Source organism: Shinella sp. (assembly GCF_035998705.1).
In the GTDB taxonomy this organism is placed as follows: domain Bacteria; phylum Pseudomonadota; class Alphaproteobacteria; order Rhizobiales; family Rhizobiaceae; genus Shinella.
In genome coordinates this window covers 273816-295114 of record NZ_DASYHH010000025.1, presented here as the reverse complement: position 1 = coordinate 295114, position 21299 = coordinate 273816, and the positions used below count along the sequence as shown (strand labels likewise).

The window sequence follows — 21299 nt, the reverse complement described above, 5'->3', positions numbered from 1 at the left end:
CGCCTCATACGCGCAAACCTCATGCATCGCCGCCGAACAGACCGCCTGCTGAAGCCACCACCAGACCCGCCGCAAGACACCAGCCAGATGGTGCTCGAATGGGCCTGAATTTAAACCGGACACCTGTGGGCTTGACCCGAGGATGACGTGGAGAGGGGGCGAGGTTTGCTGAAAAACATAGTCGGCGCTCGAAAGGGTGCCGATTTTTCATGGATGCAAAGTTTTCCGCTAAATTAGCGGCGTCCGTCTGGTTCAACCCGATGCAGTCTGATAGCTCGCTGGCATCCTGATGTCCGGACTGCCACCTTGTCCCAGATTGCCGCTTCCACCCATAGCCGCCTCGCGCTCGCAGCCCTTCTCGTCGGTGGCGCCGCCATCGGCGGTTCGCCGATCTTCGTCCGCCTGTCCGAAGTGGGGCCGCTGGCGACGGCGTTCTGGCGCGTCTCGCTGGCGCTGCTGCCGTTCTTCCTGATCTCGCGCGTCGCGAAAGAGGCTGACGAAGAGCCATCCGGCCTGCGCGATTATTTTGCGCTTCTGCTGCCCGGTATCTTCCTCGCCATCGATCTGGTCGCCTGGCACCTGTCGCTGCATATGACCTCCGTCGCCAATGCGACGCTGCTTGCCAATCTGGCGCCGGTCTTCGTGACGCTCGGCTCCTGGCTGGTCTTCCGCACGCGCATCACGCCCGTCTTCCTGATGGGGTTGGCGCTGGCGCTTGTCGGGGTCATCGTGTTGAAGGGCGGGCCGGGTGCGATCGGCGGCGGGCAGCTTGCAGGGGATGCGACTGCGATTACGGCCGCCGTCTTCTACGCCTGCTATATGCTGGCGCTCGGCCATGTCCGCGCGCGTTTCTCGACGCTGCGCATCATGGTCTGGACGACGTTTTCGGCCGCCGTCTGCATGTTGCCGATCGCCTTCTTCTTCGAAGGCAGCATGGTGCCGATCACCCTCTTCGGCTGGGCGATGGTCGTCGGCCTTGCCTTCATCAGCCATGTCGGCGGGCAGGGTCTGGTGACCTATGCGCTTGCCTACCTGCCGACGGCCTTCTCGTCGCTGACGCTGCTGTTGCAGCCGGTGGTCGCGGCCATCCTCGCCTGGATCCTGCTCGCCGAGCCGGTCGGCGCGATGCAGGCGGTTGGCGGCCTGATCGTGCTAGCCGGCATTCTTGTCGCCCGGCGGGGTTGAAGCCTCACCTCCCGCCTGTTTTGGCGTGCATAACGGCGTTGATGTTTTCCGCGAAAAGACAAACGAAAACAAAAGAAACCATACATGCTTTAGTGGTTGTGCCGCGGCGGTGTTTTGGCGATTTCGCGGAAATCGGCGGCTCCCTCGATGACCGCACCATCCGAAAGCTGCGTCACCGTCTTGCGATAAAGCCGCTGCCACGGCGTCGCGTCGGCCGGCACCGGCGGAATACCGTCGGCCTTGCGACGCTCGATTTCCGCCGCCTCTACAAGCATGTCGCAGCGCCCGTTTTCGAGATCGATGCGGATCACATCGCCGCTGCGCAACCATGCGAGCCCGCCGCCGGCCGCACTTTCCGGCGAGGCATTGAGGATCGACGGGCTGTCCGCTGTGCCGGACTGGCGCCCGTCGCCGATCGTCGGCAGGCTGGTGATGCCGCGCTTCAGGAGATGATCCGGCGGCTGCATGTTGACGACCTCCGCCGAGCCCGGCCAGCCGAGCGGCCCCGCACCGCGGATGACGAGGATGGTGCGCTCGTCGATGCCGAGCGCCGGGTCGTTGATGCGCTTGTGGTAATCCTCCGACCCATCGAACACGGCGGCCTTGCCCTCGAACGTGCCTTCCCGGCCCGGCTCGCTCAGATAACGCACGCGGAACTCCGGCGAAATCACCGAGGTCTTCATGATCGCGAAATCGAACAGGTTGCCCTTCAGCACGAGGAAGCCCGCCCGCTCCTTGAGCGGTTCGCCGTAAGGCCGGATGACCTCGCGGTCGGTCGCCGCGCGGCCCTCCAGGTTCTCCGCAAGCGTGCGCCCCGTCACCGTCGGACAGTGCCCATCCAGCTTTCCGGCATCCAGCAGCTCGCGCATGATGGCCGGCACGCCGCCGGCGCGATGGAAACGTTCGCCGAGGAAACGCCCGGCCGGCTGCACGTCGGCGAGCAGCGGAATGTCGTAGCCGTGCACCTGCCAGTCTTCCGGCTTCAGTTCGACGCCCGCATGTTTCGCCATCGCCATCAGATGCGGTTGCGCATTGGTGGAGCCGCCGATCGCCGAATTGACGCGGATCGCGTTGAGGAAGGCGTCGCGCGAGAGGATATGCGAGGGGCGGATGTCCTCCAGCACCAGTTCCACCGCGCGCCGGCCGGTGCGATAGGCCATCTGGCCGCGCTCGCGATAGGCGGCCGGGATCGCGGCGCAGCCCGTCAGCGACATGCCGAGCGCTTCGGCCAGCGCATTCATCGTCGAGGCGGTGCCCATCGTGTTGCAATGGCCGATGGAGGGCGCGGAATCCATCGCGGCCTGCAAGAATTCCTCCTCGTCCATCGTCCCGGCCGCAAGCTTTCGCCGCGAGCGCCAGATGACGGTGCCGGAGCCGGCGAGGTCACTCTCGTGCCAGCCGTCGAGCATCGGCCCGCCGGAGAGCACGATCGCCGGAATATCGACCGTCGAGGCCGCCATCAGCGCCGAGGGCGTGGTCTTGTCGCAGCCGGTGGTCAGCACGACGCCATCGAGCGGATAGCCGTAGAGGATTTCCACGAGGCCGAGATAGGCGAGGTTGCGGTCGAGGGCCGCGGTCGGCCGCTTGCAGTTCTCGAAGATCGGATGCGTCGGGAACTCGATGGGAATACCGCCCGCATCGCGAATGCCGTCGCGCACCCGCTTGGCAAGATCGACATGGTGCCGGTTGCACGGCGTCAGGTCGCTGCCGCTCTGCGCGATGCCGATCACCGGCTTGCCGGAGCGCAGTTCTTCCGGCGTGATGCCATAGTTCATGAAGCGCTCGAGATAGATCGCCGCCATGTCGATGTGGTCGCGGTTGTCGAACCAGTCCTGCGATCGCAGCCGGCGCTTGCCTGTCTTTTCGTCCGTCATGAAATGCACCTTGTAAACAATATCCACCCGCACTGTTCCATCCCTGCCCCTCGGGATCAACAGATGCTTGATGCAGCTATCAAAATTGCTGACTGGATCGGGCCCGTGGAATGTGTCACAGCGCTCTCACCCGAGACCCGAGTTTCCGCCATGACCGACATCACCGCCTCCTCGCCAGCCTCCGGCACTGCCCGCCTTGGCGTGATGCTGATGCTGCTCGGCATGGCCATGTTTTCGCTGAACGACGTGCTTGGCAAATGGCTGGTGGCCACCTATTCCGTGAGCCAGCTCATGTTGATCCGCAGCGCCGCCGCAATGCTGGTGCTGACGCCATTCCTGTGGCGCACGGGATGGCGGCAGCTCATTAATGTCGATCGCCCGAAACTGCATTTCCTGCGCTCTGCGCTTTATGCGTTCGAGGCATCCGCCTTCTACTTCGCCGTCGCCTACATGCCGCTCGCCGATGCCATGACCTACTGGCTTGCCGCGCCGATCTACGTGGCGGCGCTGTCGCCTCTGCTGCTGCGCGAGAAGGTCGGCTGGCGGCGCTGGACGGCGATCATCATCGGCTTTATCGGCGTGGTCATCGCGCTGGAGCCATCGAAGGACACGTTTACGCTGCCAGCCCTCATCGCGCTTGCCGGCAGCCTTGCCTTCAGCGTGGCCCTGGTGCTCGGCCGGTCGCTGCGCGCGGCACCGGATACGACGCTGGTCTTCTGGCAGATGGGGGCGGCGGTGATCTTCGCGGGCGTCTGGTGTCTTGCCGATCCGTCCGGCTGGGCGCCGGTCAGCGGCGTCGGCCTCGGTCTGCTGAGCCTGCTCGGCATCGTCGCGATGAGCGCGCACATGCTGGTCAATCGCTCGCTGAAGCTGGCGGATGCCGCGACCGTCGTGCCGCTGCAATATACGCTGCTGCTCTGGGCCGTCGTCTTCGGATGGATCTTCTTCGGCGATCTGCCCCGCCCGGCCATGCTGATCGGCGCCGGCTTCATCGTCGCCTCCGGCCTCTTCATCTTCTTCCGCGAACAGCAACTGAAGCGCCGCGCCCGCGCCTGAGACCGTCAAAGCGGCAGTTCGGTCGTGTATTTCACGCTCTTCAGCGCGAAATGCGACGACGAGTTCGCGACCGCCTCGTGGGTCAGGATCGCCTGCATGAGAAGCTGCTCGTAATCCCTGACGTCCTTCACGACGACACGGATGAGATAATCCCACTCGCCGGACATGGAATAACATTCCAGCACTTCCTCATGCGTCTGCACGAAGCGCTCGAAATCCCGTCGTGCGATGGGATCGTGCGATTTCATGCGCACCTGGCAGAAGACGTTGAGGCCGCGGCCGATGCGGTCCGGGTCGAGCAGGCGCACGGTGGGACCGAGAACGCCCGCCTCCTCCAGCGCCTTGATCCGCCGCCAGCAAGAGGCGCTGGAGGCACCGACCTCCTCGGCAAGCGCCGCATGGCTGATATCGCCCCGGCGTTGCAGGACCTTCAGGATTTTCCTGTCGATGGCGTCAAGTTGAACGGAATTCATCGTAAAGCCCGGAAATAAGATACGGCTGTTTCATTTCTATCGTAAAGCCCGTGTTGTTTGAAACGCTTTTTCGCCTGCCGCGTCCTACACTTTCCATCCATGCACATGCGGGAGGAAACCATGGCACAGGCCGCGCTCAAACCCATCGCCCGGAACGCGCCGGATGAAACCGTCGACTGGAAGCGCATCACCTATCTGATGCACCTGTCGCGCGCGCTCGACGAGATGGAGGAAACCCGCCTCGTACCGGAGAAGAAGGTGCTCTACCAGTTCTCCGCCCGCGGCCATGACATGGCGCAGATCATGCTCGGCAGCCACCTCACCGACCGGCATGATGCGACCTGCGGCTATTATCGCTCGCGCCCGCTTCTGCTCTCGCTCGGCGTCGATCCCGCCGATGCGCTGGGCTCCGCGATGGGCCGCGCCGGCGGTTATTCTGACGGGCGCGACATCGGCGTCGTCTTCAACTATCCGAACCTCGACGGCGCATCGGCACTTCCCATGTGCGGCGGTGTCGGCGCGCAATACACGCCGACGGCCGGCTGGGCGCAGGCGGTCAAATATTATGCCGACGTCCTGGGCAAGGCGGAGTACAGCGAGAGCATCGCCGTGGTGCTCGGCGGCGATGGCTCGGTCGCCTCGAACGGGTTTTGGTCGGCGCTCACCATCGCCACCACCCAGACCCTGCCGATGCTCTTCTACATCGAGGACAATGGCTACGGCATCTCGGTCCCCTCGACCATCCAGACGCCCGGCGGCAACATCGCCGCCAACCTTTCCGGCTGGAAGAACCTGACGATCTTCGAAGGCGACGGCACCGATCCCGCGGCCGCCGCGCGGCTGACGGGTGACGCGGTGGAGCATGTGCGCCGCAGCCGCGGCCCCGTCCTGCTGCGCCTCACCGTGCCGCGCCTGCAAGGCCACAGCTTCCAGGATACCCAGGCTTACAAGAACGAGGAGACGGTGCGCAGCGAGTGGGCGCGTGACCCCCTGCCGCGCCTGAAGGACTATATCGTGCCCGCCGTGCTAAGCGAGGCGGAGTGGAATGCCGCGGACACGGACGCACGGCAGGCGGCGGAGACGGCGCGTATCGCCGCCGAAGCGCGCCCGACGGCCGTCCCCGAGACGGTGACCCGGCACGTCTTCTTCGACGGCGAGGCGCAGGTAATGGGCGGGCAGGTCCGCCACGGCTACACGGCGCCGGAAACGGTCGCCACGGCGCAGTCGGAGGGCCAGCGCATCAACATGGTCACCGCCATTCGCCGCACGCTCGACCATGAACTGTCGATCAACGAGCGCGTCGTGCTGTTCGGCGAGGACATCGGGCCGAAGGGCGGCGTGCATGCGGTGACCCTCGGGCTTCAGGAGAAGTTCGGCAGCGAGCGGGTGTTCGATACCTCGCTTTCAGAGGAAGGCATCGTCGGCCGGGCTGTCGGCATGGCGCTGGCGGGGCTGATGCCGGTGCCGGAAATCCAGTTCCGCAAATATGCCGAACCCGCCACCGAGCAGATCAACGATTGCGGCACGATCCGCTGGCGCACCAACAACCGGTTCGCCGCCCCCATGGTGCTGCGCATGCCGGGCGGTTATTTCAAATGCGGCGACCCCTGGCACAGCCAGACGAACGAGGTCGCCTTCGTGCACCAGCCCGGCTGGAAGGTCGCGGTGCCGTCCAATGCGGCGGATGCCGTTGGCCTGCTGCGCACCAGCCTGCGCGGCAACGATCCGGTGATCTTCTTCGAACACCGCGCCATGCTGGACCACGCCTGGGCGCGCCGGCCCTATCCCGGCGACGATTATTCGCTGCCCTTCGGCAAGGCCAGCTTCACGCGCCGGGGCGACAGGATCACGCTCGTCACCTGGGGCGCGATGGTGCATCGCTGCGAAGAGGCTGCGGATGGGGTCTCGGCCGACGTCATCGACCTGCGCACCCTGATGCCTTGGGACAGGGAGGCCGTGCTGTCCTCCGTGCGCCGCACGCGGCGTTGCCTCATCGTGCACGAGGATCTCGGAACTGCCGGTTTTGGCGCGGAAATCTCGGCCGTGGTGGCCGACGAGGCCTTCATGGACCTCGATGCGCCGGTCTCGCGCCTCACCATGCCGGACATACCGAGCCCGCACAATCCGGTGCTGCTCGACTGGGCGGTGCCCTCGGTCGGGAAAATCCGCGCCAAGATCGACGCGCTGCTGGAGTTCTGAACGATGTCCGATCTGATCGATATTCTGGCCCCTGAGGAACAGGAAGGCACCAAGGCGGTCGTGCGCAACTGGCTGAAGGCTATCGGCGAGACGGTGGCGCTCGACGATCCGCTCGTCGAACTCGAAACCGACAAGGTGACCCAGGAAATCCCTGCGCCGATCACCGGCACCCTGCACGAAATCCTCATGCGGAGCGGCGAAAAGACGGAGCCCGGTGCGGTGCTCGGCCGGATCAAGCTGGCGGGCTCCACGAAGGAGGCTGCGCCGGCCGTGACGGAAGCGATGCACCATTCCCCGGCGGTGCGGCGCGCGGCCGAGGAATACGGCATCGACCCGGCAACGGTGACGGGCTCCGGCAAGGGCGGACGCGTGACGCGCGCCGACATGGATGCCGCGCATGAGGCGGCCCTTGCCGCGCCGCCGCAACCCGCCAACACACCGCCGCCGCGGATGGAAAAGCCGAGCGGCGACCTGCGCTCCCGGGCGATCGAACATTCGCCGATGCGGCTCGCCATTGCCGAGCACATGCAGATGTCCGTCTCGACGGCACCGCATGTCACTGCGATATTCGAGGCCGATTTCAGCGCCGTGATGCGCCATCGCGAGAAGAACAAGGCCGCGTTTGCCGCGTCCGGCGTGTCGCTCTCCTACACGGCCTATATCGTCGCGGCCTGCGTCGCCGCCATGAAGGCCGTGCCGGCGGTCAACGGGCGCTGGTTCGCCGATCGCCTGGAGGTCTTCGAGGATGTGAATATCGGCATCGGCACGGCACTGGGTGACGACGGCCTCGTCGTGCCCGTCATCCGCGAGGCACAGAACCTCTCGCTCTCCGGTATCGCCACGCGCTTGCAGGACCTCACCGCCCGCGCCCGGACAAAGGGGCTGACGCCCGCCGATATGCGCGGCGGCACCTTCACCATTTCCAACCACGGCGTTTCCGGTTCGCTGGTCGCGACGCCCATCATCATCAACCAGCCGCAATCGGCGATCCTCGGCGTCGGCAAGCTGGAAAAGCGCGTCGTGGTGCGGGAGGTCGATGGCGTGGACACGATCCAGATCCGCCCCATGGCCTATGTCTCCCTCACCATCGACCACCGCTCGCTCGACGGCCACCAGACCAACAGCTGGCTGACCCGCTTCGTCAAAACGCTCGAAAGCTGGCCGCAATGACCGCTTCCCCCGACTATGATCTGCTGGTGATCGGCGGCGGTCCCGGCGGTTATGCCTGCGCCATCCGTGCCGCGCAGCTCGGCCTGAAGACGGCCTGCGTCGAGGAGCGGACGACGCTCGGCGGCACCTGCCTCAATGTCGGCTGCATCCCCTCGAAAACCTTGCTGCACGCCACGCATCTGCTCGAAACCGCCCGCGACGGCCACATGGCCGGTTTCGGCATCGACACTGGCTCTGTCTCCGTCGACCTCGCCAAACTGATGGCGCGCAAGGACGCAACCGTCGCGTCGCTCACCAGGGGCATCGATTTCCTGTTTCGCAAGAACGGCGTAACCCGTCTCGCGGGCCGGGCACGTCTTGCCGGACCGGGCCGTGTGGAGATCGCCGGGAAGACGGTCGGCGCGAAATCCATCGTGATCGCCACCGGCTCGCAGCCGGCGACGCTCGCCGGCGTGGCGGTGGACAACGCCGCCGGCATCGTCGTCGACTCGACCGGCGCGCTGTCCCTCTCCCGGGTGCCGGAACGGCTCGTCGTTATCGGCGGCGGCGTCATCGGTCTCGAACTCGGCTCCGTCTGGCGCCGCCTTGGCGCCAAGGTAACCGTGGTCGAATATGCGGAGCGCATCCTGCCCGGCATGGACGAGGATATCCGCACGACGATGACGAAGCTGCTGGCCCGGCAGGGCATGTCGATCCTCGCCTCGACCACCGTCACCCATGTCGAGACCGGAAGCGGCGGCGCGACCCTCGCCCTCCGAACCGCCTATGGTTGCGCATCGGAAGTCGTGGCGGACGTCGTGCTTCTCGCGACTGGCCGCAAGCCCAATACCGGCGATCTCGGCCTGGAAACGGTCGGCGTCACCCCCGATGACGGCGGCTTCGTGCCGGTCGATCATCGCGGCTGGACGGGCGTCGCGGGCATCCACGCGATCGGCGACGTGACGCGCGGCCCCATGCTGGCGCACCGGGCGGAGGATGAGGGCATCGCGGTTGCCGAACGGCTCGCCGGCAAGCCTGGCATCGTCAACCACGCCATGATCCCCGCCGTGGTCTATACCGATCCGGAGATCGCCGCCGTCGGCAGGACCGAACAGGCGCTGAAGGCCGAGGGCATCGCCTACCGCGCCTCGACTTTCCCGATGCTCGCCAACAGCCGCGCCAAGGCGAACGGCGATACCGAGGGTTTCGTGAAACTGCTGGCCGAGGAGAAGACCGGCATCCTGCTCGGCGCCCATCTCATCGGCGCGATGGCCGGCACGATGATCGCGCAGATCGCGCAGGCAATGGAGTTCGGCGCAACGGCGGAGGACATCGCCTATACCTGCCACGCTCACCCGACCCACAGCGAAGCCATAAAGGAAGCCGCCCTCGCCTTCACCGGCGCGGCCATCCATATCTGAAATCGGGTGGTCTTTGATCGGATTTGAGAGCAAGGATCGGAGTGTGACGTCCGCGGGTTGCAGGCATGGTGGCCGCGATCCGGCAATATCGCGCCGGCGGCGCCAACCGGGATTATGAGGCGCTGGTCGCGCGCCTCGTCGGCTTCGTGGAAACATCGGCCTGGGGCTTCCGCTCGATGTGCGCGGCACGGCGTTCCAGCGCCGCGTCTGGCGCTGCAGGAAATTCCGGCCGGTGCGCGAACCTCCTATTCCGAGATCGCGCGGCGTATCGGCTCGCCGACATCGGTGCGGGCGGTAGCGTCGATTTGAGGTTATGGTGATTGCCTGTGTCAGCCGGGAAAACACCATGCCATTGCAAAACCGTGTCACGCCCTTCGGCGAGATCGTCGCCCTCCCGCAGCGCGGCCTGTTCGCCGGCAATCGCGGCATCATCCATGATCCGGCGACCAAAACCCTTCTCACCAAGCGCTGGTCGAGCAAGGCATGGCTGATCTGCCTCTGCGAATACAAGGGGCGCTGCCGCGACGTCATGGGCGGTCGAAGTTGGACTGAACTGTTCTTTCTCGACGAGGCCGTAGCCCTCGCGGCCGGCCATCGCCCCTGCTTCTTCTGCCGGCGGGAGGCGGCGGAGGGCTTTCGGGCTTGCTGGGCCTCCGCACGAGGAGAAGCGCCACCCCTTGCCGGCGCGATGGACGCGGTGCTCCACGCCGAGCGGGTCGCGCGCCGCCGCAAGCGCCTGCATCCGCTCGAAGGACCCTTGGCAGCACTTCCCGACGGGACGGTCGTGGCATGCGGGGCGGAGGCGTTTACGCTTCGCGGTGGCCTTGCCTATCGGTGGGCGGTGGAGGGTTATGCTAGCCCGCAACACCTCGCCAACGCCGACGGATTGCTGACGCCGCCCTCGACGATCGGGGCGCTCGCCGCCGGCTACCGACCCGTCTTCCACCCGTCCTTGAAAAATCGCGGGCAGGCTACCATCGCCGATTGCGGATTGCCGGAAGTTGAAGCATAGTTCTAATTCAACTTCACCTATCGTGACGAAGGGCCGTGTCGCATGGTGGCGCTCCCGCGTGGTTCCGAGCACTCCGCTCCCCGCTCGACCGGGCCTGCACCCTTCGCCGGGGCGCGGCGGGACGCTCCCGGCCAGTTCCTGCCGAACCCGCGCATCGCCCTCCTGCCGCCACTGACCCGCAAGGCGAAGGCCGCCGAGGTCGCGCTCGCCCGGGCGCTGATCGACGACATCACCATGGGCTTGTGCGCCATGCGCACCGTTTCCGTCGTAGCACCCCATACCGCAAGCTGCCTGCGAAACGAGCCTGACTGGCTCGACCATCTGGAGCGCAACAAGGTTCAATATATCCTGGATGCGCGCAGCACGCCGGAAGGCCTGCTTCTCCAGCTTGTCTTCCTTCCTTCCGACACGACGATCTGGGCGGCGCGGTATGCGCTGCACATCGCCTTCCTGCCGGATCAGCGCCGGGAGATCGCGCGGGCGGTGACGCTCCAGCTTGCGCAGGAACTGGAACGCAACGAGGTGTTCTACGCCGATTATGTGCGGAACGCGCGCGCCTATCATCTCTATCTCAAGGGCCTGGACCGCTTGAAAGCGATGACGCTCGCCGACAGCCTCTGGGCGCGCGAGGCCTTTTTGCAGGCGCTGGAGGAACACACGGATTTCGCCCCGGCGCTGAGCGGCCTGTCGCGCACCTTCACCATGGAATGGCTGCTGCGCGGGCGCGACGACCCGGCGCTGTTGCAGGCGGCGGAAAAGGCGGCGTGCGAGGCCATCCGGCAGAACCCGCTCTCGCCGCTCGGCCATCGCGAACACGGCGTCGCCCGGCTTTACCAGGGCGCTGTCGAGGAGAGCGTCAAGGCGCTTTCGACATCGGTCAGTCTCGGCCCGCATTATGCGGATGCCATCTACAGCCTCGCGGATTCGCTCGTGCACGCCTCCCGCCCGCTGGAGGGGCTGACGACCATCGAGCGCGCCATTGCGCTGAACTTCCTTCCGCCGGACACCTATCTCTGGAGTGCGGCCGGCGCCTGCTTCTTCCTCGAACGATACGGGGAAGCGATCGACTTCATCCAGCGCATGACGGTTTCCGCCCCTGCCGCGCGCCTTGCCGCCGCCGCCTGGGGCATGCTCGACAATGCGCAGGCCGCCGCCGCGGAGCGCCGGCGCGTGCTTCAGCTCAATCCGGATTTCGACCTGGAAACATGGCTTTCCACCATCCCGATCAAGGAGCGGTGGCAGAAGGACATGTACAGGACCGGCCTGAAGAAAGCAGGTTTCTAGCACTAGGTCGTGCGAGAAAACCAAGAGATGGAGCCTTTTCGCGATCCCGCGGCAAGCTCCGGCAACCCGAGAGGAAGGAAAGCGATATGGCAAATACCGTTGTGATCGGCGTGGAAGGCGATCCGGCTCTCTACATGATCGACCTCGATGCAAAGACCGTCGAGCCCATCGAAGCGCTCGGCCAGGACGCCCTTTTGACGGCCAATGCGATGCGCTCGGCCGGCGAGCCGGTCATCAATGGCATCAACTTCGCCGTGAAGGTCGCGCAGGCGCCGGCCCTTTCGGCCGGGCATTTCGACGGTCACTAGGACCGGCGCGATCGGCAAACGTCCGGTCGAGATCAATAGACATCGAGACGACGGGAGGGTTTTATGGCTCTCCCGTCGCACATTTTTAGAGCTTCGGTTTCGCTGGAGATGACGATTACGGGGAACCGTAGCCGCACATTGTCGTTTCTTCTGCATCCAAAAGAGGAGAACGACGATGAAGACCAAGCTTGTTCTTGCCACGGCGGCGCTTCTGACCCTGTCGGCAACCGCCTATGCGCAGGATACCGTCATCATCCAGCAGACCGACCCGGTGACCACGGAATCGACGGTCGTCGTACCGGGTGAAGTTCGCACCTATGTGATGGAACAGCAGGTTCCCTCCGCCACCTATGAAGGCGATGTGCTCATCGGCCGGGTGATGCCCGACACCGTGGAAATCCACAGCGTCGATGGATATTCCGACTATGGCTATACTGTCGTCAACGAACAGCGGGTTATCGTGGATCCGCAGACGCGCACGGTCATTCAGGTGCTCGAATAACAGACAAAGCCCGGCGGTCTCCGCCGGCTTTGCGGCATGAGGTTCTTTTTGCGCGGGCTGTCGAAGACCGGCCTGCGCAATCGTCCTTGTTTGAAGGATAGGGAGGAGCCCAATGCATGATGATGAACTGCTGATTTTTGAGAAGGATGGCGCGCCGCCGCTTCCGGCGACAGGCACGGAAGGCTTCGTGACGAATGACGGCGCGCGCATCTGGTTTGCCGTTCATGGTGCGGGACCGGCGGTCATCCTGCTGCATGGCGGGCTGGGCAATGCTGGAAACTGGGGCTACCAGGTGCCGGCCCTCGTGCGGTCCGGTCGCATGGTCGTCGTGATCGACAGCCGCGGCCACGGCCGCAGTACGCGTGATGCCGGGCCGTTCGGCTATGCCCGCATGGCGGATGACGTGCTGGCCGTGATGGATCATCTGGGCCTGGAAAAGGCGAGCCTCGTCGGCTGGAGCGATGGCGCCTGCACCGCACTTATTCTCGCCGACAAGCACCCGCAGCGCGTCTCCGGCGTCTTCTTCTTCGCCTGCAGCATGGACCCGGGCGGCGCGCTGCCTTTCCAATCGACACCGGTGATCGACCGCTGCTTCAGCCGCCACCGGCAGGATTATCAGGCGTTGTCCGCGACACCGGACGACTTCGAGACATTCGTGGCCGACGTATCGCGCATGATGCAGACCGAGCCGAACTATGGCGCCGAGCAGCTTGCTTGTATCCGGGTTCCCGTCGCGGTGGTGATCGGCGAGAACGACGAATTCATCCGGCGCGATCATGCCGACTATCTGGCGCGTACCATTCCCGGCGCCGAACTTGTGGTTCTTCCGGGTGTGAGCCATTTCGCGCCCGTGCAGAGGCCGGAACTGTTCGATCAAGCGGCTATCGGGTTTCTCGACCGGCTCGACTGAGGCTTACACCTGACCCTGGAGCCATTGCACGAATTTGCGCAGCGCCTTTTCGTTACCGCGTCGCTCCAGATGCACGAGATACCAGCCGCCGGGCTGCATGACCTCGGAGGCCAGTGGTGCGACGAGCGTGCCGCTGGCGATATCCCCCTCCACCAGGAAGGCCGGCACCACGACCAGCCCCTGCCCGTTGATCGCCGCCTCGATGGCGAGCAGGTTGCTGTCGAAGAGCGGCGAGGATTTTTGCGAATGGCCGGTCGCACCGACGCTCGCCGCCCAGGTCGCGGCGTCCTCGGTCGTGCCGCTGACGGCGAGGAACGAGAAATGCCGCAGGTCCTCCGGCGCCTTGATCGCCCTGGCGATGGCGGGCGAGCAGACGCCGACGAGCCGCTCGCGACGCAGCAGCGTATAGGTCAGGTTCGGCCGGTTCGGTGTGCGCGTATAGATGAAGCCGATATCGGCGCGGTCGGGATTGAACTCCCAGTCGAGCAGGCTTGCATCGAGGCTGACGGCGACTTCGGGCGAGGCTTCCTTGAAGGTCTGCAGCCGCGGGATCAGCCAGCGCACCGCCACGGTGACATAGACCTGCACCGTCAGCGAGGCCGGTGTGTTGGTCTGGCGGATGAGGTCCGTGGTCAGCGCAATCCGGTCGAGCGCGTCCTGCACGACGGGAAAGTAGATCGCGCCCGCCTCGCTCAGTTCCACGCGGCCGGGTAGCCGCAGGAAGAGCGGCGTGCCGAGATTGCGCTCCAGCGAGGCGACCTGATGGCTGATGGCGGATTGCGTGACGCGCAGTTCCTCGGCGGCCGCCTTGAAGCTCAGGAGCCGGGCCGCCGCCTCGAAGGCTCTCAGCGTCGTCAGGGGCGGCAGGGTTCGCCGGACCATTTTTTCGCAATCCACATGAATTTTACTCATGTAGACGTTAATTCTAATCGTTTGCAAGCCGGGCGCGCCGTTTTCATACTCCCGGCATAATCCGAAAACGGGGAACCGAAATGAAACGAGATTTTTTGAGAACCACGGCGCTCGCCGTGGCCATGGCCGGCTGCGCGCTTTCGACGGCGGCCTTCGCCCAGCAAAGCTGTGTGCGCGTGCTCGGCTACGAATCCGATGGCGAAAAGCAGACCATGGACCCGGCCGCACTGATCGGCACCGACAGCGTCTACCACATCCGCGCGGTCTACGAGCCGCTCGTCGACCGCAGCAACACGATGCAGCCGGTGCCGGTGCTTGCCGAATCCTGGGATGTCAATGCGGACGCGACGGAATGGACCTTCCATCTCCGCAAAGGGGTAAAGTTCCACGATGGCTCGGATTTCGACGCCAAGGACGTCGTCTATTCCTATCGCCGCCTGCTCGATCCGGCGATCTCGCCGGGCGGTTTTTCCACCCTCGCCTTCCTCGATGCGGATGGCATCACCGCCGTCGACGATCATACGGTGCGCTTCAAGGTGAAGCAGCCCGTCGTCGAACTGCCGACGCTGATCGCCACCAAATATGCGCTGATGGTGCCGGAAGGCGCCAAGGCCGAGGACCTGCGGATCAAGGGCAACGGCACCGGCCCGTTCGTGCAGCAGGCGTTCACCATCAACGGCGCGGTGCGCGTGATGGCGCGCAACCCGGCCTATTGGCGCGCCGGCCTGCCGAAGGCCGATTGCCTGGAGATCACCACCAGCCTGGAGCCGACCTCCCGCCTTTCCGCGCTGTTGTCGGGCACGGTCGACCTGTCGCTGACGGTCGATCCGGCGAGCCTCATCACGCTGAAGGACAATCCCGCCGTCGAGCTTGCCGCGACGCCGGGCGCCACCTCGCTCTATCTCGCGGTGTGGACGGATACGCCGCCCTTCGACGACGTCAGGGTGCGCCAGGCGATGAAGCTGGTGATGGATCGCCAGAAGATCGTCGATACCGTGCTGCTCGGTTATGGCGAGGTCGGTGGCGATACGCCGATCCCGCTCTCCTCGCCGCTCGGCCTCGGCACGCCGGCGCAGACGGCCGATATCGAGAAGGCCGCGGCGCTGCTCGCCGAGGCGGGCCATGCGGATGGCATCGACTTCGATCTCTACACGTCGGATTCCTATCCCGGCATGATGCTGCTTGCCCAGGTCTATGCCCAGATGGCGGCTCCCGCCGGCATCCGCGTCAACGTCATCACCTCGCCGGCGGAAGGCTATTGGGACACGATCTGGCTGAAGAAACCGGCCGTCATCTCCTACACCAGCGCCCGCCCGCCGGCCGAAGCCCTGACGCTGTCGCTGAACAGCAAGTCCGAGTGGAACGAGACGCACTGGAAGCGCGACGATTTCGACGCGCTGGTCGTCAAGGCCGGGCAGACGGCGGACGAGACGCAGCGCAACGAGCTCTACCGCGACGCCCAGCGCATCGTCGCCGATGAAGGCGGCATGATCCTGCCGGTCTTCACCTCCGTCGTCGCGGGCCTGCGCAAGGGTTGCACCGGCTATACCCCTAATGTCGACGTGAACCGCATCGACTATGCAAACCTGAGCTGCGGCGAGTAACCGCCCTTTTTCCACACCCAAGACCACCGCATCCACGGGGCAATCCGCCCCGTGGAAGAGGATAGCTGCATGACCACCTCCGCCCTGACCACCTTTCTCATCTGTTTTGCCGATGCGCTTGCGCGGGACGCGCGGCCCGTCTCGCGGTCGCACGCCGCCCGCCTCCGCCGGCTTGCCGAGCGCCTGCCGCCCATTCGCGACATCGCACCGGGCCGCGTGCCGATACAGGCGGCCTGCGAAGCCGAGCTCGCAGCGACAGAGACGTCGCTTGCCCGCGCGCTCGCCGCCCTTCTGCCGGAAATCCACGTCACCCGCAGCACCAGCTACCTCGCCAACCCGCCCAGCAGCGATTTCGGCGCGAATTACGGTTACGGCGTCATCTGCGGCCCGCAAGGCGGCCCGCCGACGCTGATCGAGGATCCCGATATCGCCTTCGGGCTGATGTTCCTGGGGCCGAAGACGCATTATCCGTTGCATCACCACCCCGCCGACGAGCTCTATTACACCGTCACCGCGCCCTCCTTCTGGCGGGCGGGCACGGCGGACTGGACCCGGCGCGGGATCGATGAAATCATCCATCACCCGCCGTGGCTGCCGCACGCGACGCTTTCGGCCGAGCGGCCGCTGGTGCTGCTCTACATCTGGGAGGGCGACCTCGAGACCGATGCCGCCTTCATTCCCGACACCGTGACGGCGGACGCCGCCCTCATTTCCGTGGGATTGGATGCGACATGAGCGTTTTTCGCCTGCTTGCCAGCAGAATCCTGTTCTCGGCGCTGACGCTGCTTCTCGTCTCGGTGCTGATCTTCCTGATCCTGGAGGCGCTTCCCGGCGACGTCGCGACCCGCATCCTCGGCCGTGACGCGACCGCCAAGGCGCTGGAGGTGCTGCGCAGCCAGCTCCATCTCGATCAGCCTGCCCTCGTGCGCTATTTCCACTGGCTCGGCGATTTTCTGCGCGGCGATCTCGGCGTGTCGATCGCCACCGGCCGGCCGATCGCCGACGTGCTCGGCCCGCGCATCGTCAACACGCTGCTGCTCTCGCTCTTCGCCTTCGTCATCTACCTCGTACTGGCGCTCGTTCCCGCCATCATCCAGGCGACGAACCGCGGCAAGGCCGTCGACAACGTCATCTCGGTCATCACGCTCGTCCTGCTGTCGCTGCCGGACTTTCTGCTGGCGACGATGCTGCTCTTCCTGTTTGCCGTCGCCGTGCCGATCCTGCCGGCGCTGGCGACGATCTCGGAGGCCAGCACCTGGCAGGAAACGCTGCGCGCCATGGTGCTGCCTGCCGTGACACTCGCCATCATGATGGCGGTCTATGCCATCCGCGTGCTGCGCGACAGCCTGATCGAGGTGCTGCGCTCGGACTATGTGCGCCTCGCGGAATTGAAGGGCCTGCGCCCCCGCGCCGTGCTCTTCCGCCATGCCCTGCCGAACGCCATCGTGCCGGCGCTGAACGTCACGGCGCTGAACCTCGGCTTCCTGATCGGCGGCGTCGTCATCGTCGAGCGGGTGTTTTCCTATCCGGGCTTCGGCACGCTGCTGATCGACGCGCTGCAACTGCGCGATATCCCGCTGATCAAGGCGACCGTGATGATCAGCGCCGCCGTCTATGTCGCCGCCAATCTGGTGGCGGACGTTCTCGCCATCCTGCTGCAACCGCGTCTGAGGGCAAGCCGATGAGCACGATCACCTCTCCCCCCGCCAAGCGCCTTGCCCGGTTCGATGCCGCCCGCTGGCGCGCCACGCCCGGTCCCTTCAAGGTCGGCGCGGTCATCCTTCTCGCCCACGCGCTCTTCGCCCTCATCGGCGTCTTCTGGACACCCTATGGCTTTGCCGAAATGGGCGCGGGCCTGCCGCTCTCCGGCGCCTCGTGGCAACATCCGATGGGCCTCGACCAGATCGGCCGCGACGTTTTCAGCCGCTTCATGCATGGCGCCCATATCGTGCTGCTGCTGGCCTTCGCCGGCACCATTCTCGGCATGGTCGCGGGCACCACGCTCGGCCTGTTGTCGGGCTATATCGGCGGCTGGTTCGACGAGATCACGCAGCGCATCGTCGAGGCGATGATCAGCATTCCCTTCCTGGCGCTCGCTTTGGTCATGATCATCGCCGCCGGCCCGGCGCTTGCCGGCGAGCCGGTGCTGATCGTCTTCGTCGTCGGCCTCGTCTATGCGCCGCGCATCGCTCGCATCGCGCGCGCCGCCGCCATGGAGATCGCGACGCGCGAATATGTCGCCGTGGCGGAGCTGCGCGGCGAAGGCACCTGGTCCATCGTCTGGCGCGAAATCCTGCCGAATGCCGCCAATGTGCTGCTGGTCGAATTCTCGCTGCGCCTCAGTTATGCGCCCATCCTCATCGGCGCGCTCGGCTTCCTCGGTTTCGGCATCCGCCCGCCGACGCCGGAATGGGGCCTGATGATCAGCGAGAACCGCAACCTGCTGATCGCCTCGCCGGTGACGGTGTTCGGCCCGGGCCTCGGCCTCGCCTCCCTCGTCATCGGCTTCAATCTGTTCACCGACGGCCTGTCGCGCATGCTCGGCCAGCGGGCCGTCGCGGGAGCTTGAAAATGAAAAAACTCATCGAAGTCCGCAATCTCAACATCGCCTATGGCAGCCCCGCCGGCTGGACCAATGTCGTGCAGGGCGTCTCCTTCGGGATCGCCCGCGGCGAGGCCTTCGGGCTCGTCGGGGAATCCGGCTGCGGCAAGTCCACCGTCGCCTATCGCCTGCTCGGCTACGGCACCGTCAACAGCCTGGTGCAGACCGGCGAGGTGCTGTTCGACGGCACCGACCTCTTGAAACTCGACGCGAAATCGCTTGGACGGCTGCGCGGCAGCCGCATCGCGCTGGTGCCGCAGAACCCGACGACCTCGCTCAGCCCCGGCATGCGGGTCGGCTCGCAGATCCGCGAGATGATCGCCACCCACAAGGCCCTGCCGCCCGGCATGAGCATGCAGGCCCGCATCTCCGAGCTTTTTGCGCTGGTCGGCCTGCCGGATGTCGGCCATCGTTATCCGCACGAGCTCTCCGGCGGCCAGCAGCAGCGCGTGACGATCGCCATGGCGGCCGCCTGCAATCCCGACCTGCTGGTGCTCGACGAGCCGACGACGGGCCTCGACGTCACCACGCAGCGCCAGATCATCCAGCTTCTCGGCGATCTCAGAAGTCGCATCGGCATGGCGATGCTCTATGTGACGCATGACCTCGCGCTGCTCGCCCAGATCGCCGACCGGGTGGGCGTCATGTATGCCGGCCAGCTCGTCGAGGTGGCACCCTGCGATCAATTGCTGGCGGCACCGGCGCACCCCTATTCGCGCGGCCTCATCGCCTCGATCCCGACCGTCGACGGCACGGAACGGCAGGCGCGCGGCCTGCGCGGCGTGCTGCGCCGCGACCAGATGTCCACCGGCTGCAAATTCGAGCCGCGCTGCGATTTCGCGAGTGCCGCCTGTCGCAGCACGCCGCAGGTGCTGGAGCCGGTCACGGACGCCCGCGCCGTCGCCTGCATGAAAAGGCGGGAGGTGGCAGTGCCGGAGACGGCGGCCGTGAAGCCGCGGATCGACGCCAAGGCCATGGCAAAGCCGGAGCGCCTGCTCTCGATCGCCGACCTCGATCTCACCTATCGAAAGCCCGGCCTTTTCGACAGACTCCTCGGCCGCACAAGCCCGTCCGTGGTGCGCGATATCGATCTCGAACTGCGCGCCGGCGAAGTGGTGGCGCTCGTGGGCGAATCCGGCAGCGGCAAGTCGACCATCGCCCGCGCCATCTCCGGCCGTCTGCCCCCGCGCGCGGGCCTGATCAGCCTCGATGGCGGCCTGCTCGATCCGGCGCTGAAGAGCCGCTCCGTCGAGCAGTTGCGGCAGATCCAGTATATCTTCCAGAACCCCGACGCCTCGCTCAACCCCCGCCGCCGCATCCGGGCGATCCTTGAGCGCCCGCTCGACCATTTCGGCATCAAGGCCGACGAGAAGACGCTCGAAGGCGTGCTGGAAAATGTCGGCCTGCATGCCGGTTATCTCGACCGGTTCCCAGAGCAGCTTTCCGGCGGCGAGCGCCAGCGCATCGCCATCGCACGCGCGCTGCTGGTCAATCCGAAACTGCTGATCTGCGACGAAATCCTGTCGGCGCTCGATGTCTCGGTACAGGCGCGCATCGTCGAGCTGCTGCGCTTCCTCAAGGAGAAACATGCCGTCGCGATGCTGTTCATCTCGCACGACCTCGCCGTCGTGCAGCAGTTCGCCGACCGGGTGGCGGTGCTCTATCGCGGCGAGTTGATGCAGCTGGCTGAGACCGAGACCCTGCTCGCGGCACCGCTGCATCCCTATACCGAGATGCTGCTGGAAGCGGCGCCCGGCCTCAGCAAGGACCATTACGTCTCCCGCCCCGCGGCCATGCCGGCCTCGAAGCCGGTGCCGGGCCTCGGCTGCCCGCTCGCCGGCCGCTGTCCCCGCCAGGTCGGCAGCATCTGCGCCGAGACGCGTCCGCCGGTGCAGGCGACCGGCAGCGGTTTCGTCCGTTGTCATGTGCCGGTCGAAAAACTGGCGACCCGCGCAGTTCCGCCGGTGGAAAAACGGCCGGCCGCAGCCCTCTAGGTAATACGGGACGCGACGAGGCGGCGCAGATCCTCGACCTCGCCGTCGTCCAGCGCCCGGACCGCGCCCTTTTCCAGATCGCCCAGCGCGAGATTGCCGATCGAGACGCGCACGAGCCGCAGGCAGGCGATGTTCATCGCCTCCAACATGCGGCGGATCTGGCGGTTTCGGCCTTCGTCGAGCTCGATTTCGAGCCAGGAATTCTTGTCGCCTTCCCGCAGTTTCCGCACGCTTTTTGCCCGCAGCAACTCCCCGTCATGGCGCACACCGGCCTGCAGGGCGTCGAGAAGCGCGTCGTCGGCGAGGCTGTCCATCTGGACGTGATAGATCTTCGAAACATGGGTTTCGGGATCGAGCAGCGCCTGGGCGAATTCCGTGTCGTTGGTAAAAAGCAGCAGGCCCTCGCTCGCCTTGTCGAGGCGGCCGACGGGCGAGAGATGCGCGTGGTCGAGCTGTTTCAGGCAATCGTAGACCGTTGGCCGGCCTTCCGGATCGTGTCGGGTGGTGACGAGGCCGCGCGGCTTGTTGAGCATCAGGTAGACCCGCTCTTCCGCCGCGACGGCCTTGCCGTCCACGGCGATGACGGCGTTCGAAAGATCGACCCAGGTGGCCGGATCGGTGACCACGCGGCCGGCGAGCGCCACCCGCCCCGCCAGGATCAGCTCCTCGGCCTGCGTGCGCGAACAATAGCCGAGCTTGGAGAGCGCGCGCGGCAGCGTGACCCGCTTGCCGCCCGGCGCCGGCTCGACCTTTCGGTGGGCGGCCGGTTTCTGCCGCTTGCGGATGTCCTTCATGACGCCGTCCTTGAAACCTG

19 protein-coding genes and 1 pseudogene are annotated in these 21299 nt (G+C 65.8%); 16 read left to right on the top strand and 4 right to left on the bottom strand.

Annotated elements, in window-relative coordinates; translation table 11 throughout:
• Positions 1-306 precede the first annotated feature (306 nt).
• Complete coding sequence (locus VGN93_RS22740) at positions 307-1185, top strand: DMT family transporter (RefSeq protein ID WP_327509276.1); 879 nt, start codon at positions 307-309, stop codon at positions 1183-1185.
• A gap of 89 nt (positions 1186-1274) precedes the next feature.
• Here VGN93_RS22740 and VGN93_RS22735 read toward each other — a convergent pair whose 3' ends face one another.
• Positions 1275-3059: an IlvD/Edd family dehydratase gene (locus VGN93_RS22735; RefSeq protein WP_327509275.1), complete on the bottom strand. Its 1785-nt coding sequence runs from the start codon at positions 3057-3059 to the stop codon at positions 1275-1277.
• Between the two features lie 150 nt (positions 3060-3209).
• Between VGN93_RS22735 and VGN93_RS22730 the strand changes: the two genes are divergently transcribed.
• On the top strand, positions 3210-4115 hold the full coding sequence (locus VGN93_RS22730; RefSeq protein ID WP_319314080.1) for a DMT family transporter: 906 nt from the start codon (positions 3210-3212) through the stop codon (positions 4113-4115).
• A 5-nt stretch (positions 4116-4120) separates the two neighbouring features.
• On the opposite strand, the gene VGN93_RS22725 is transcribed toward VGN93_RS22730, so the two are convergent.
• Positions 4121-4588 carry an Lrp/AsnC family transcriptional regulator gene (locus VGN93_RS22725; protein WP_319314082.1) on the bottom strand — a complete coding sequence of 156 codons (468 nt, stop codon included), beginning with the start codon at positions 4586-4588 and terminating at the stop codon, positions 4121-4123.
• Between the two features lie 120 nt (positions 4589-4708).
• On the opposite strand from VGN93_RS22725, the gene VGN93_RS22720 reads away from it, so the two are divergent.
• The 9 genes and pseudogenes from VGN93_RS22720 (at position 4709) to VGN93_RS22680 (ending at position 13373) form a co-directional block, all read left to right on the top strand.
• A complete protein-coding gene (locus VGN93_RS22720) occupies positions 4709-6787 on the top strand; it encodes an alpha-ketoacid dehydrogenase subunit alpha/beta (protein ID WP_327509274.1) in 2079 nt (692 codons plus the stop codon).
• A gap of 3 nt (positions 6788-6790) precedes the next feature.
• Complete coding sequence (locus tag VGN93_RS22715; RefSeq protein WP_327509273.1) at positions 6791-7957, top strand: dihydrolipoamide acetyltransferase family protein; 1167 nt, start codon at positions 6791-6793, stop codon at positions 7955-7957.
• Entirely contained in the window at positions 7954-9357 is a 1404-nt protein-coding gene (gene lpdA, locus VGN93_RS22710; RefSeq protein ID WP_327509272.1) for a dihydrolipoyl dehydrogenase, read from the top strand. Before VGN93_RS22715 ends, lpdA begins: the two co-directional genes overlap by 4 nt.
• 98 nt (positions 9358-9455) lie before the next feature.
• A pseudogene (locus VGN93_RS22705) lies at positions 9456-9657 on the top strand (methylated-DNA--[protein]-cysteine S-methyltransferase); the annotation flags it as partial.
• 46 nt (positions 9658-9703) lie between these two features.
• The gene (locus tag VGN93_RS22700; RefSeq protein WP_327509270.1) at positions 9704-10369 is read left to right on the top strand and encodes a hypothetical protein; all 666 of its coding nucleotides are present in this window, start codon (positions 9704-9706) and stop codon (positions 10367-10369) included.
• Positions 10370-10411: 42 nt separating this feature from the next.
• Complete coding sequence (locus tag VGN93_RS22695; protein WP_327509269.1) at positions 10412-11653, top strand: hypothetical protein; 1242 nt, start codon at positions 10412-10414, stop codon at positions 11651-11653.
• 86 nt (positions 11654-11739) lie between these two features.
• Positions 11740-11961 carry a hypothetical protein gene (locus tag VGN93_RS22690; RefSeq protein WP_327509268.1) on the top strand — a complete coding sequence of 74 codons (222 nt, stop codon included), beginning with the start codon at positions 11740-11742 and terminating at the stop codon, positions 11959-11961.
• 175 nt (positions 11962-12136) lie between these two features.
• On the top strand, positions 12137-12463 hold the full coding sequence (locus tag VGN93_RS22685) for a DUF1236 domain-containing protein (protein WP_319314098.1): 327 nt from the start codon (positions 12137-12139) through the stop codon (positions 12461-12463).
• A gap of 112 nt (positions 12464-12575) precedes the next feature.
• Positions 12576-13373, top strand: a complete 798-nt coding sequence (locus VGN93_RS22680) for an alpha/beta hydrolase (RefSeq protein ID WP_327509267.1) — start codon at positions 12576-12578, stop codon at positions 13371-13373.
• Positions 13374-13376: 3 nt separating this feature from the next.
• Here the strand turns inward: VGN93_RS22680 and VGN93_RS22675 are convergent, their stop codons facing one another.
• A complete protein-coding gene (locus VGN93_RS22675) occupies positions 13377-14255 on the bottom strand; it encodes a LysR substrate-binding domain-containing protein (RefSeq protein WP_327509266.1) in 879 nt (292 codons plus the stop codon).
• A gap of 110 nt (positions 14256-14365) precedes the next feature.
• Between VGN93_RS22675 and VGN93_RS22670 the strand changes: the two genes are divergently transcribed.
• The 5 genes from VGN93_RS22670 to VGN93_RS22650 all read left to right on the top strand — a co-directional run bounded on the left by VGN93_RS22670 (position 14366) and on the right by VGN93_RS22650 (position 20485).
• Entirely contained in the window at positions 14366-15889 is a 1524-nt protein-coding gene (locus VGN93_RS22670; protein ID WP_327509265.1) for an ABC transporter substrate-binding protein, read from the top strand.
• A gap of 69 nt (positions 15890-15958) precedes the next feature.
• Entirely contained in the window at positions 15959-16624 is a 666-nt protein-coding gene (locus tag VGN93_RS22665) for a dimethylsulfonioproprionate lyase family protein (RefSeq protein ID WP_327509264.1), read from the top strand.
• Positions 16621-17574: an ABC transporter permease gene (locus tag VGN93_RS22660; RefSeq protein ID WP_327509263.1), complete on the top strand. Its 954-nt coding sequence runs from the start codon at positions 16621-16623 to the stop codon at positions 17572-17574. Before VGN93_RS22665 ends, VGN93_RS22660 begins: the two co-directional genes overlap by 4 nt.
• A complete protein-coding gene (locus tag VGN93_RS22655; RefSeq protein WP_327509262.1) occupies positions 17571-18458 on the top strand; it encodes an ABC transporter permease in 888 nt (295 codons plus the stop codon). The genes VGN93_RS22660 and VGN93_RS22655 overlap by 4 nt, the downstream gene beginning before the upstream one ends.
• 2 nt (positions 18459-18460) lie before the next feature.
• Entirely contained in the window at positions 18461-20485 is a 2025-nt protein-coding gene (locus VGN93_RS22650; protein ID WP_327509261.1) for an ABC transporter ATP-binding protein, read from the top strand.
• Here the strand turns inward: VGN93_RS22650 and VGN93_RS22645 are convergent.
• The gene (locus VGN93_RS22645) at positions 20482-21270 is read right to left on the bottom strand and encodes a pseudouridine synthase (RefSeq protein ID WP_327509284.1); all 789 of its coding nucleotides are present in this window, start codon (positions 21268-21270) and stop codon (positions 20482-20484) included. The two genes, VGN93_RS22650 and VGN93_RS22645, sit on opposite strands and share 4 nt — an antisense overlap.
• Positions 21271-21299: the final 29 nt, after the last annotated feature.

What these genes read in the sequence shown, in the direction of transcription:
- VGN93_RS22735 (WP_327509275.1), bottom strand. Translation starts at nt 3,059, where the DNA reads ATGACGGACGAAAAGACAGGCAAGCGCCGGCTGCGATCGCAGGACTGG.
- VGN93_RS22730 (WP_319314080.1), top strand. Translation starts at nt 3,210, where the DNA reads ATGACCGACATCACCGCCTCCTCGCCAGCCTCCGGCACTGCCCGCCTT.
- VGN93_RS22725 (WP_319314082.1), bottom strand. Translation starts at nt 4,588, where the DNA reads ATGAATTCCGTTCAACTTGACGCCATCGACAGGAAAATCCTGAAGGTC.
- VGN93_RS22720 (WP_327509274.1), top strand. Translation starts at nt 4,709, where the DNA reads ATGGCACAGGCCGCGCTCAAACCCATCGCCCGGAACGCGCCGGATGAA.
- VGN93_RS22715 (WP_327509273.1), top strand. Translation starts at nt 6,791, where the DNA reads ATGTCCGATCTGATCGATATTCTGGCCCCTGAGGAACAGGAAGGCACC.
- lpdA (WP_327509272.1), top strand. Translation starts at nt 7,954, where the DNA reads ATGACCGCTTCCCCCGACTATGATCTGCTGGTGATCGGCGGCGGTCCC.
- VGN93_RS22700 (WP_327509270.1), top strand. Translation starts at nt 9,704, where the DNA reads ATGCCATTGCAAAACCGTGTCACGCCCTTCGGCGAGATCGTCGCCCTC.
- VGN93_RS22695 (WP_327509269.1), top strand. Translation starts at nt 10,412, where the DNA reads ATGGTGGCGCTCCCGCGTGGTTCCGAGCACTCCGCTCCCCGCTCGACC.
- VGN93_RS22690 (WP_327509268.1), top strand. Translation starts at nt 11,740, where the DNA reads ATGGCAAATACCGTTGTGATCGGCGTGGAAGGCGATCCGGCTCTCTAC.
- VGN93_RS22685 (WP_319314098.1), top strand. Translation starts at nt 12,137, where the DNA reads ATGAAGACCAAGCTTGTTCTTGCCACGGCGGCGCTTCTGACCCTGTCG.
- VGN93_RS22680 (WP_327509267.1), top strand. Translation starts at nt 12,576, where the DNA reads ATGCATGATGATGAACTGCTGATTTTTGAGAAGGATGGCGCGCCGCCG.
- VGN93_RS22675 (WP_327509266.1), bottom strand. Translation starts at nt 14,255, where the DNA reads ATGGTCCGGCGAACCCTGCCGCCCCTGACGACGCTGAGAGCCTTCGAG.
- VGN93_RS22670 (WP_327509265.1), top strand. Translation starts at nt 14,366, where the DNA reads ATGAAACGAGATTTTTTGAGAACCACGGCGCTCGCCGTGGCCATGGCC.
- VGN93_RS22665 (WP_327509264.1), top strand. Translation starts at nt 15,959, where the DNA reads ATGACCACCTCCGCCCTGACCACCTTTCTCATCTGTTTTGCCGATGCG.
- VGN93_RS22660 (WP_327509263.1), top strand. Translation starts at nt 16,621, where the DNA reads ATGAGCGTTTTTCGCCTGCTTGCCAGCAGAATCCTGTTCTCGGCGCTG.
- VGN93_RS22655 (WP_327509262.1), top strand. Translation starts at nt 17,571, where the DNA reads ATGAGCACGATCACCTCTCCCCCCGCCAAGCGCCTTGCCCGGTTCGAT.
- VGN93_RS22650 (WP_327509261.1), top strand. Translation starts at nt 18,461, where the DNA reads ATGAAAAAACTCATCGAAGTCCGCAATCTCAACATCGCCTATGGCAGC.